Here is a 12682-nt window from a genome sequence, read left to right on the forward strand (position 1 = left end):
TTGGATTAACAGTGTAGTTAGTAGCTATTGTTGCATTATTGTAGTTATTATCTCCAAAGAAAGATATATCTATGTTAGATAGTCCTGACTTTGTATTAGGTATTGTTAAACTCCATAATCCATCGATGACTGTTACATTGTATTCTATGCCATTGATGGTTACTGTGATGTTGTATGTTCCGTTTATTAGGTTACCATTAGCATCAGTGATATTACCAGCAATAGTGGAGTTTTCACCATAAACAGCATCAGTAGGTAAGTCAACATTAATTATAGTTCCTGATTTACTGACAATGAAATTCACGTTGTTGTTGGATTCTGTGTAATTGCTGTTTGCTTTAAATACTATAGTATATGTGTATTCATTTGCATCTAAGCCAGTGATATTCACTCTACCTACACCATTAGTGAATGTCACATTGTAAGTTATGTTGTTTATGATTACTTCATAAACTCCATCTATGATAGCTGTGCCATTAGGTGTAGTTGCATTAATCACTACAGTAAGATTATCACCATAGATAACATCATCAGCTGTAATGTCTAAGTTTACATTATCTTTAAAACTAGTGTTAAGATTAGTACTTACCGGGTTATAATCGTCTGTACTTGCAAAACTTACTGGTAAGCTTTGATTTCCAAGCTGACCATAATTAAATCCAGTGAATATTCCAGTTCCATTAACAAATGTAACATTCTGACTTTGACCACCAATAGTGACATTGAATGTGATAGGTGATAAACCACCAATATTTGGATTAATATGTAAAGTTATATCAGCTACACTATTATTCACGATAATTAGTTGATCAATAGTGATATTAGTAATATTACCTTTACTAATAGTTCCAGTTAGTGTGAAGATACCACTACCAATGATAGTGCCATTTAAATTCTTAAACACAACATTCGGATCAGCAATACTTTGAATAGGTACTTCAATTATACCAGAATTGTTTAAACCAAACTCTTTGAAAAAGGTACCATTCCAATAAACACCATTCATAGAAGGCAACAAATCAGAACCAGAACTATCATTAGAACCATTCAAATACACAGTGTAATTGAATCTTAATAAATCACCAACATTATAATTAGCGCTAAGATCACTTATATTAGTAATACCAAGCACATAATAACTATTTACAACAACATTAGTCAAAGTTGGTATGCCGTTGTATCCATAATAGTTATAATCAGCATTCACATTATTGCTCGTATCATTAGAACTAATGGGAATAGTCTGATTAAAGAACACATTATAATTCACTTTCACATTAGGAGTATTAACACGAATAGCACCATATGCGTTGGAATTGCCTACAAAAATATTACCAACAATATCAGCACTAACAGTACCATTACTACCAGCATTTATAGAGATTGCTCCACCACTATTATTTACAAAACTGGAATTAAGAATATCAACATTAACAGTACCATTAGTACTAGTATTTATAAATATAAATCTAACCATTGAGTTAGTAAATATAGATCTAGCTATTTTGATATTAGCAACATTATTCGAATTAGTAGATATATGGAGTACACTATTACTTGCTTTGTTTCCATCAAAAATGGAATCAATTATCTCAATATTAGGATCTTCAGTATCAAAGATTACCGCACCATAGGTAGCAGTATTATTTATGAAGGTGGAATTGCTTATTACAAGACTATTATTATTAGAATAATTACTAATATCGTGAATAGTACGTATTACTCCACCATAAGAAGCATTATTGCCTACAAAATTAGAATTAGCTATATATAAATTATAACTAGAATATTTGGAATAAGTCTGATCCATAGATATTACTCCACCAGCACCATATGTTGTACGATTAGCATTATTACCTGTGAAATTAGATCTATAAATATTAAGAGTTACAGTCGTATTATCACCAGAGGTTATTACTATTGCCCCACCATAAGCTGCACTATTATAACTATAATTTGAATCATATATATTAAACTCAACAGTAGAGTTATCCTCAACATATATATTATGTGCTACTCCAGAAGAAGCATTATTAGATGTGAAGTTAGAACCAATAATATTAACAATACAATTAACACCAGGACTACTGGTCCCTACGCCTACCAACCCAGCATAAGAAGAACTACAATTAGTAAAAGTAGAATTAATAATATTTAAATTAGAAATCTCTGAATTAATAGGTGCTGAAACAATAAACCAACTATAACCTCTGTTGTTATTAAATGTACAATTTAAGACAGTTAAATCCTTATAATTATAAATCAAAAATCCAGAAGTACTATTTTCAATCACTGCATTATTAATCACGTTGACATTTTCTATTGTTAAATAGCCAGTATTATTAATTAGGCTACTACCATTTTCCATGTACGCGTTTTGCAATGTTAAATTAGCTAATATCAAGTTTGAACCGGGATTAATCGTAAATAATCTATTAACACCAACCAAATCAATAATTGTATTGGCTTTAGTCTTACCAGTTATGGTTAAGTTCTTATTTATAACTATATCGGTGTTGTTGTCTCCAGTATAGGTGCCGTCTGATAGTATTATTCGGTCATTGTTGGCTGATTGGTTAACTGCGTTTTTAAGTCCACCAGCAGTACTATTAGTAATATTAGTATCTGCTGCAAAACTGTTTGATAAACTAACCATTACCAACAAAGCAAGTAGCAAAAATAAAATCATCCAAAAAGACGTCTTTTTAAATTTATTCATAATATCTTTCACCTCTCATTTTAATATATTCAAATATACCATCCAGCCATTATTATTAAAAAATAAAAAAATGCCTAACAATCAACTACTAACTATTACCTTTATCAATAAATAGAAAAAATTTGTTAGTCATCTAAAGAACAGTTAGTATCCTATTAAACTATTAACTTTTAACTACTGGACAAACATACTTATAGCAATTACCCATATATAAAGATATCACTTCTACACACCCCAAAACAAAAACAAAGATAAACCACAAAGCAAGAACAAAACCATAGACTACCCCCCCCCCCCCCTAAACATACAAAGAACACACAAACAAAAAAACAAAAAAATAAAGAAAAAAAACACCCCAATACAAAAACAACCTACTAATTCCTCATTTAATTTTCAACCTATTTTATTATAAATAACAATACACCACAATAACAAAATAATACCATTAAAAAATATATACATAAAAAGAAAGCAAAAATAAAAATTTTTGAAAATTAATCAGAACTTTTAAGGATAATAATATTTAAACTCGAAATAAAGAAAGTCAAATTTTTACTAAAAAGACATTCGGCCACAACTCAGAAAAATAGTAAAAAATATATAAAAAAGTGTTAAAAAAGGAAACAAATGATTGAAATCATTTAAAAATTTTAAATAATAGCTATTGATACTATTAAAAAATAAATAATGAATAAAAAAGTTCTTTTTCATTATTTAAAAAATAGTGAGTTTGTTTAAAAAATTATAAATAATAAGAAATACATAAAATATTTATACATTATAGAGGCATAGGCTGAATAATGTGTGGGGAACTTCCTTTATCTCAAGTTTTTGTGGATATAATTAATGTAATAATCAGTGATTTCAACATTAGTACCCCATATCTTGTTAGTAAGGATCAAAATGGGAAAATTAGCTAAATATTTCCCATTCTTTTTATTTAATGTGATAATTCTTCTGATAAGTAAAAATTAGAAGGAAAAAAGTTATAAATCAATATGAAATGTTTTTATGAAAACATTGCATATCTAACTAATTCTATAATCCTAAAAATATTATAATTAATTAGTTATATGGTTCTTAGTCCTCGATTAGTTATTCGTTTTGTTTCTTTTGTTGGTGAAACTTTATTCCATTCATTACATATGTTTACAACCCAATTGGGATTAGATTTACTTGCATCATTTAACCAATTACCTACACTATCTTGAACATATTTTTCTGAATCGGATTTTAATGGTTCAATTATTTTTAAACCTAACTCGGGTTCTTCTTTTAATTTTTTGATGTGTTTAGACCAAACTCCTCTAGGTCGAGTTGCTTCACTGGCAAAGCGACGAATATTAGAATCTTCATTGGTTGACCAACTTGATAAAATATCTATTGATTCATCTAAATTATCAATTATGGACTCTCTCACAGCCATCCATGCAATTTCTCTAACTCCAAAATGTTTATCAGCAGCAAATGGTTCAATAGCTATCAATTTTTCTCCAATGGATAATTCATCATCTAATCCTATTATATAAGCCCCCCATGATCTTACAGTGTCAGAATTATGATTACTAATAAATTCAAGTAATTTTTTATCATTATTTTTAGATATTTCTTCCTGTAATCTTCTACCAATAGCTATTATACATTTAAGGGAAGTTTTCTTTTCTAAATTGTCTAGTTCTTGAAGAGAGCTATTTATGTAATTTTCTGCATCTGCTTCTTTAAGAACATTCTTAACAAGTTCAGAATGATTAATAGCTAATGATTCCATTAGGTTTACAGAAGAAATTTTCCCTTGATTCAATAGCTCCCTTACTTCCTCTGGAACATCAGCTAATTTTCGAGCTCCCCTTCTATCTTCAATATTCATTAATTACACCATTAAAATAATCATGATTATTTCCATTAGATGTTTTCACCTTTTTTTCAATCATTTTTACTTAAGTGATTTAATTAAGTGAGTTAATTAAGTGATTTAATTAAGTGATTTAATTTAGAAAGAAAGTTCAGATATTCTATCCATAGCTTCTTTTGTGTTTTCAAGTGTATTAAAAGCTGTTAATCTTAAATAGCCTTCACCACTAGGACCAAATCCTGCCCCTGGCGTTCCAACTACATTAGCATCATTCAAAAGAAGATCAAAGAATGTCCAAGAATCCATATTATTTGGTGTTTTTATCCATATATATGGAGAATTTATCCCACCATAGATATTTAGTCCTAATTTAGTTAAACTATCCCTTATTACCTGAGAATTCTTCATATAATAAGCTATATTTTCTTCTATCTCTTTTTTTCCTTCATTACTATAAGTAGCTTCTGCTGCTTTCTGAACTGGGTATGATACTCCGTTAAATTTAGTAGTTTGCCTTCTATTCCAAAGGGCATTTACAGATTGCTCTTTTCCATCACTATCATAAGCTTTAAGATCTTTTGGAACGACAGTATATGCACAACGTGTTCCAGTAAATCCTGCTGTTTTAGAGAAGCTTCTAAACTCAATAGCTACCTCTTTAGCACCTTCAATTTCATATATACTATGAGGTACATCTTCTTCAGTTATAAATTTTTCATACGCTGCATCAAAAAGGATTATTGCATGGTTATCTTGTGCATATTTAACAAATTTAGCTAGTTGATTTTTTGTAAGAGTTGTTCCAGTAGGATTATTTGGGTAACAGAGATAAATAAGGTCAGTGTGAGTCTTTGGAAGTTCTGGAACAAAATCATTTTCTTCTACACATGGAAGATAAACTAAACCCTCATATCTATCTTCTTCATTAATAGGACCAGTTCTACCTGCCATAACATTGGTATCAACATAAACTGGATAAACAGGATCTGTTACAGCTACAATATTATTTAAATCAAAAATCTCTTGAATATTTCCTGTATCACATTTAGCCCCATCACTAATAAAGACTTCATCTAAATCTAAATCTATCCCAAGTGGATTGAAGTCATTTTTAACAATTGTTTCAGCCAAGAAAGAGTATCCCTGCTCTGGCCCATAACCTTTAAAAGTATTACCATTAGCCATTTCATCAACAGCATCTTTAAATGCTTTAATTACAGTTGGAGAAAGTGGTTTAGTCACATCTCCTATTCCCATTCTAATTACATCTTTATCAGGATTTTCCTCTTGAAATTTCTCCACTCGTCTAGCTATTTCAGCAAATAAATAGCTATTTTGCAATAAAAGATAATTTTCATTGATTTTAACTGCCATTTTAATATCCTCTTTGTTAATAAATAAATACTTAATAAATCAATATGATTTCTAAAATTTCATGAATTCAGCTATTATGTGATTTGAAACATATATCATTAGTATATTAATAGATTTATTAAAATTTATTAATAAATCTTACTCTTTAATAATATTCTTAAATCCTAAATAATAGCTAATAAATAAAAAATAAAAAAATCAAAAAAAATCAAATGGTTACCAAAAACATTGCCAACCAGTTCAAATAGCCAGATTATGATTATGAATTAAAAATTACAAAAATAAAAATTATGTAAAAATTACCTAAAGTTTTAATTATTAAGAATACAAATATTAGTTTAAGTAGAAAAATTTATTTATAATTAGAAAAATCATGATGAAAAATAGTAGATATAATTTAATATTAATCAATATATTCTAATATAATTTAATATTAAACAATATATTCTAATATAATTTAATATTAAACAATATATTCTAATATAATTTAATATTAATCAATATATTCTAATATAATTTAATATTAAACAATATATTCTAATATAATTATACTATCATCTAAAATATTTACCTTATCATTAACTTATTACTTACTATGATCTAGAATATTATATGGTATATTAAAATAAAATTATCAAAAGAGAATATTATTAATTTAAATATGTTAAATCCAATTAAATAAATATATTAAATCTAATTAAAAAATAAACTCTCTAACTAATAGAAAAATAAAATAAACTTTAATAATTTAAAATATAAAAATCAAAAATATTTCGATGGTTAAAATGAATCCAATTACAATGCCAATACTTCTTACAATAGCAATAATAGGCATAGTTGCTATTATAATTGTTAAAATATATTATAAAGATGAAGAAGGTCAAAAAGACCTGTCATCTGAATTACCTCCTATTGTTAACACTACTTGGAAAGATCCTATGGTTGAAAGTTATGTAGAAGAAGAACAAGGAGAAAAAGAAGAATATAGCTTTGTTAGTAAATCATGGAAAGAACCAATGAATCAACCAAAAGAACTAAAAAATGGAATTGCCAGTCGAGTATTTCAAGAACCTATGAATTCTAAACATCATAAGATTATGGGAAACGGTAGTAATTTAACAGAACAAGATGAATATGTTAGTTTTGAGTCTAAAGAAGATTATTATCATGGAAACACAGATATCGACTATGATAAAGAGAAAAATATGGATGTTGATAGTGAAATAGACCCTAGTGAAATAGACCCTATATTAAATAATGTAGACATAGAAGAAAGAAATGATGGAAGCTTTAGAATAGCAAAATCTGACATTACAATCGATAATCATGATGATTATATCATTCCACAAGATTATAATAATGAAAAATACAATCCTGACATTAAATTAGAAATAGATGATTCCATTTCTGATTCTATGCATTCTAATAAACAAATTCCATTAAAAAATAATGGAGGTGTTCATGAGATGAGCAAAATTGCAGTTATAGGAGGAGAAAGTAAAAATTTGAATGTTGGGGATCATATTATCTTCAATTATAATAGTGAAAACTATTCAAGTCAAGTTTTAGATATAAAGCATGAAAATGTAAAAATTAAATACAGATCTCAAGAAAAATGGATAAATCTGTTGGATATTAAAAAAATTCTCTAATTTATTTCTTATTAAATTTTCTAATCACATTCCATTTAATAAAATTTAAATAACATATGATTTAATAGAATTATAGTTAACATCTAGTTAATAAATAAAATAAAAAGAATAAAATCACTAGAAATATTAAAATTGACTTTATTAAAACTTTAAATTGGCTTTCTAGAAGTTTAAAAATTTTAGAATAAAATTGACTTTAGTAGAACTAATAAAATTGACTTTACTAAAGCTTTAAAAATTATATAAAACGAATAAAATCTAAGAGAAATTATAGCTAGTCAAAATAAATAGTTTAATAGAGAAAGGAAAAAGATTTTTGAAGCAGATTTTTAACCTTTTTCGTCTATTTCTCTATTTAAGTTCGTAATAATTTTTTTCAAAGTGTGTGTTTAAAAAATATTTTTTGTACTTAAGAGCGAAGAATCTTTTCCATGGTTTATTTCTTTTCTTTGAAAAAGTGTTATTACTTAATATTCTATTAAACGTTATTAATCAGATACATTATATGTTGTTAATGCTATATATTTGTTACGTTTTTTTGAAATCATTACTATTTTTTATCTCATTTTTTAATGGATGTTCAACATTGCACTTTTAATACCAAAAAGGAAGGAAATACAATTCTACTTATGAGCAAAGTAGAATGTTAATTCATCATCTATTATTTCATCAAGTCTTGCAAATCCAAATCTTTCAAATTGTACAATATCCCCTACTTTTAAATTGAGACAGTCTGCTTCACAAAGTCCTTGTATTACTGAAGCATCATCCATGACTATTTTCGCTTTTACATTATCTTTAGATGGAACCCATTGGATTATCCTTGCTTTTTTATTTCTAGCTTCTTCAAAAGATTTACTATTGTAAATAGCTGAACCAGATTCAATATCGATATTTACGGCATCCATTAATCTCGTTAATCCATTAATGACATCATCTTTAGCTAAATAGACTTCATCACTTAAAACTAGTTTTCTCATTCCCCTATCCAAAAAATCAGGATGCAATGGTCTTTCAATTGTTTCAGGAATAGCTAAATCCTCAAGATCATTTAACTTAGCTATTTTTATCTTTTTAGGATTTGGAACAAAGAAATAACGATTAGCTTTCTCTTCTAAGATATTTCTATTTAAACCATAAATTTTCTTCCAACTAATAGCTGAATCAGACATTTTAATTCCTATTTCCAGAATTAAATCATAGATTGTTTTACTTTGAATTCCTCGCCTAGCTATTGCTCGAAGTGTTCCAAGTCTTGGATCATCCCATCCTGCATATGTTCCATCCTCGATTCCAAGTAATGCAGTTGAAGTACTTAAAGCTATGTCTTCCATTTTAAGACGGCCATAATGAATGAATTCTGGAACATCCCAGCCCATATGTTCATATAGATATTTTTGTTTTTCACTGTTAGCTAAATGATCTTTACCTCTTAAAACATGAGTCATTCCCATTAAATGATCATCAATAGCCACTGAAAAGTTCATCATTGGATATATCCTATACTTTGTCCCTATTCTAGGATGTTCTTCTTCTACAATTCTCATAGCTACCCAATCACGAATAGCTGGATTCTTATGATTGATATCAGTTTTTATTCTAAGAACACCTTTTCCAGCTCCCATCTTTGGAAATTCTTCCCATAATTTGAGATTCTCTTCTATTGAGAGTTCTCTGCATGGACATGCCTTAGATTCATCTTTAAGCTTCTTAAAATCAGCACCTTCACAGCTACACATATATGCAGCACCAATTTTTATAAGTTCTTCTGCATATTCATAGTAAATTGGAAATCTATCACTTTGATAAAATACTTCATCTATATCAATTCCTAGCCATTTTAAATCTTCAGGAATCATATCATAAGCAGGAGGATAAATTCGTTTTGGATCAGTATCTTCAATTCTAAGAATCAATTTTCCCCCGTACTTCTTAGTATATTCACCATTAGGAACAGCAGCCCTTGCATGGCCAATATGAAGAGGTCCACTTGGATTTGGAGCGAATCTCATAACAACATTTTCATGACTTCCAGGAAGCTCACCCAGACCTTCTTCTTTATTATTCTCCTTTTTTCCACTATTTGAGACTATTCCAAACTTAGCTATTTCGTTATTCTGTTCTTCAATCGACATTCCATTAACTTTAGCTGTTATTTCATTAGCTAATGGAGCTATCTTTTTAGCTTCTTTCCTGAGTTCTGGCTCATTACTCATTATGGCTCCAATAACTGCCCCAGGATTTGCATTTCCTTTATGTTTAACTGCATTCAAAAGCACATATTTGTAAATCGTTTTTTCTAACTCATCCATGTTATCGTAGACCTTAAAGTCATTTTTGACATACTTTTCATAGTTTTTGTATTAAGTGTGTTAGGTTATTATTTTCATAAAAAATTAAAGAATTAAATAAAATTAAGTTTTGAGAGTGTCCCATAATTAAGTTTTGCATGAACAAATTTGTAAAAATCACCAAGATTTTCTTTTTTTGTTTAATTTATCTTAATAATTTCTTCAAATGTTTGTAGATTTGTTTAGTGAAAAAGTAATTATGGGACACTCTCGTTTTATAATTTTTTGTTGGACTAACATAATAAATTTTTACATTATTTATTTTAAGATTTGTTTTTTGGCGTATTTTTTTACTAGTTTCTTATTAATGTGTTTTTTATTTACTATCTAAAAAGATTTATATCTGATGTAGTGTAAATCCACATAAGAGGTACAAGTCATGGAAATAAGTTATATACTAAACAATTATAAATTTGAAACATTAACAGACAAACACATGTTAAATGACTTCAAATGTGGATCATAAGATTTAAACGATTTCTTAATAAACGATGCATTAACACAACAAAAAGAAAATCTAAACATAACACAACTAATTTTATGCAACGATCAAATAATTGGGTTTTTCTCATTATTAACAGATAAAATGAGAATAGATCATATTGATGACGACACACAAAAATCAATTAAAAATCAACTACCCGAAATTAAAGAAATACCTTCAATAAAAATAGGCAGATTCGCAATCTGCGAAGAATACTCCAAACAAGGAATAGGTTCTAACGTGATGGGACAACTTATTCTAGAGATACTATCATTATCACAAAAAGTAGGTTTAAGATTTATAATAGTGGAAGCCTATGCAGTAGCCTATCATTTCTACATAAAAAACAATTTCATTAGTTTAAAAAAAGACAGTGCAAATTTAAAAAAATTAAATAAAAATATAGAAAAGGATCCTGAGCGTACATTCACACTTTATCAAGATATTAACAAATTAAGATAAAAAGCGTACTCTTCTTTGAGAACCCAATTTATTAAGCTTCCTCTTAAACTCCCTATCTTTCTCACTAGGAGGTTTTTTCATCCGTTTCAAAAACTCACGAGCATCTTCACCTTTTAAAGTAGGTGTTGTTCCTATTGGTTTTGCCATATTTTCTCCTCCAATTTATATTCACTAATATTAATATTGTTTTTTACTATATATAATTGTTTACAAAAAACAATGAAAAAAAATAGAGGTAGACCCCTAGATAGATCTACCTCAAAAAAATTTTATATAGTCCTGAAAGAAAAGATTCTAATCAATGGTTTATTGGAATATTAATCTATTTCATAAATATAAGTTGTTATTATCTTTAATTTCTAAAATAATCTTTAATAATTTTATTATTAAAAAAATATATATTGTAATTATTTAGATTGAGAAATAAATGAATATAAAAGTTTTTAAAAAATATCATTACTTATAAACTTTATTTTCATGACTATATTTTAATATGTCTATAAATTAGTATTATGGGCAGTGTCAAATATTTTACTGATTTGAAATTTTTTTTGTATTACTGATTTTGATTTTTGTATGATTCGTTTTTTTATTTGGCTAAATTTAAATTGGAGTGTTTTTTGTTCTTTATTTTTTTGAATTTTTCAGTATTACTTTTTGCCTATTTTTTATATGTATATGTTTTTCATTGAATTTTCATTGATTTTTAACTTCTTTTAAGGGATTGTTTTAATTTATAGGTTGTTGATTTTTAGTATTTTAAGGTGGTGTGTTTTTATTATTCTTTGTTTTAATGTTTATAATCAAAATATTTGTATAATTGTTTATTATATATTATTTATCATGTTAAATAAAGATATTATTTGTGCTGTATCTGTTTTAGATGATTATCAGCGAACTTTGGATGTTGTTGCTGATAAAATTAGTTTTATGTCGAATAAATTTCGTAAATGGCTTGAAAATTGTTTAAATAATGTTAGTAATATTAAATTAAAGTTAAAAAGGAATTTTGAGTATTTACAAGAGAAAATACCGATTTGTCCATTTTGTGGGTCTAAAAATGTTGTTGAAAATGGTAGTAGGGGTCGTTTGATTATTTTCAAGCTCATGGTGAGGAGTATTTTAAGGATACAAGGATATTTTTGTAAATATGAACATTTAACAGGAGAAACACAGTTTTTTGAGTCTAATATTAGTGATATAGTTCAAGATAACTCTAATTATTCTTATGAATTTATTAACACTGTTAAAGACCATAATGCTCCAATATATATGCCCTTAAGAGTCATTGCTGATTTTTTAAATAAGGATGAGTATTTAAGTGTTTCACATCAAACAATTGAAAATATAATACTTTCAACTGAAAACCCCAATGAAATACCTCTTGATTCCTCAGGAAGATACACATTTGATGTTTTATGGTCAAAAGCACAAGGAGGTTGGCATTGTTTCTACTTTTGCATAACTGATGGCATAAGCAAAAAAGTCGTTTACGACGATTTATATAGTAAAGAAACAGTTGAAAACTTAGATAAGTTTTTTAAAGAAATATCTGGCTATTTACCTGAAGAAAAATACATAACTGTAGATTTAAAACCTAAATATAAAAAACTATTAGAAAAGCACGGATTTAAAAGACAATTATCCTTAAAACACGCACTTTCAGCCATAAATAACAGACTAAAAAGCATAATAAATAAATTTAAGAAAAAAGGAGGCAAAATAACCAAAATTGATAAAAAAAATCATCAAAGAAGAAAAACAAAGAATCATAAAAATGATACTAAA

General features: G+C 27.4%; 8 protein-coding genes. 3 read left to right on the top strand and 5 right to left on the bottom strand.

Going from position 1 to position 12682, the window contains the following annotated elements; all coding sequences use genetic code 11:
• The 3 genes from MBCUT_RS08510 to MBCUT_RS08520 form a co-directional block, all read right to left on the bottom strand.
• Positions 1–2719, bottom strand: a 2719-nt coding sequence (locus MBCUT_RS08510) for a beta strand repeat-containing protein (protein WP_157082556.1), incomplete at its 3' end; no start/stop codon positions are given.
• Between the two features lie 1069 nt (positions 2720–3788).
• Positions 3789–4586, bottom strand: a complete 798-nt coding sequence (locus MBCUT_RS08515) for a DNA alkylation repair protein (protein ID WP_067260256.1) — start codon at positions 4584–4586, stop codon at positions 3789–3791.
• A gap of 123 nt (positions 4587–4709) precedes the next feature.
• Positions 4710–5945 carry an LL-diaminopimelate aminotransferase gene (locus tag MBCUT_RS08520; RefSeq protein WP_067260257.1) on the bottom strand — a complete coding sequence of 412 codons (1236 nt, stop codon included), beginning with the start codon at positions 5943–5945 and terminating at the stop codon, positions 4710–4712.
• Positions 5946–6730: 785 nt separating this feature from the next.
• Here MBCUT_RS08520 and MBCUT_RS08525 point away from each other — a divergent pair.
• Positions 6731–7597 (top strand): hypothetical protein, encoded by an 867-nt coding sequence (locus tag MBCUT_RS08525; protein ID WP_067260258.1) that lies wholly within the window; start codon positions 6731–6733, stop codon positions 7595–7597.
• A 623-nt stretch (positions 7598–8220) separates the two neighbouring features.
• On the opposite strand, the gene MBCUT_RS08530 is transcribed toward MBCUT_RS08525, so the two are convergent.
• Positions 8221–9909: a glutamate--tRNA ligase gene (locus MBCUT_RS08530; RefSeq protein ID WP_067260259.1), complete on the bottom strand. Its 1689-nt coding sequence runs from the start codon at positions 9907–9909 to the stop codon at positions 8221–8223.
• A gap of 625 nt (positions 9910–10534) precedes the next feature.
• On the opposite strand from MBCUT_RS08530, the gene MBCUT_RS11595 reads away from it, so the two are divergent.
• Complete coding sequence (locus tag MBCUT_RS11595; protein WP_245634978.1) at positions 10535–10894, top strand: GNAT family N-acetyltransferase; 360 nt, start codon at positions 10535–10537, stop codon at positions 10892–10894.
• Here MBCUT_RS11595 and MBCUT_RS11385 read toward each other — a convergent pair.
• Positions 10886–11041 (bottom strand): hypothetical protein, encoded by a 156-nt coding sequence (locus tag MBCUT_RS11385; protein WP_169805430.1) that lies wholly within the window; start codon positions 11039–11041, stop codon positions 10886–10888. The genes MBCUT_RS11595 and MBCUT_RS11385 overlap by 9 nt on opposite strands.
• Before the next feature lie 696 nt (positions 11042–11737).
• On the opposite strand from MBCUT_RS11385, the gene MBCUT_RS08540 reads away from it, so the two are divergent.
• Positions 11738–12682, top strand: a 945-nt coding sequence (locus tag MBCUT_RS08540) for a hypothetical protein (RefSeq protein WP_067260260.1), incomplete at its 3' end; no start/stop codon positions are given.

Source organism: Methanobrevibacter cuticularis (assembly GCF_001639285.1).
GTDB classification, from domain to species: domain Archaea; phylum Methanobacteriota; class Methanobacteria; order Methanobacteriales; family Methanobacteriaceae; genus Methanobaculum; species Methanobaculum cuticulare.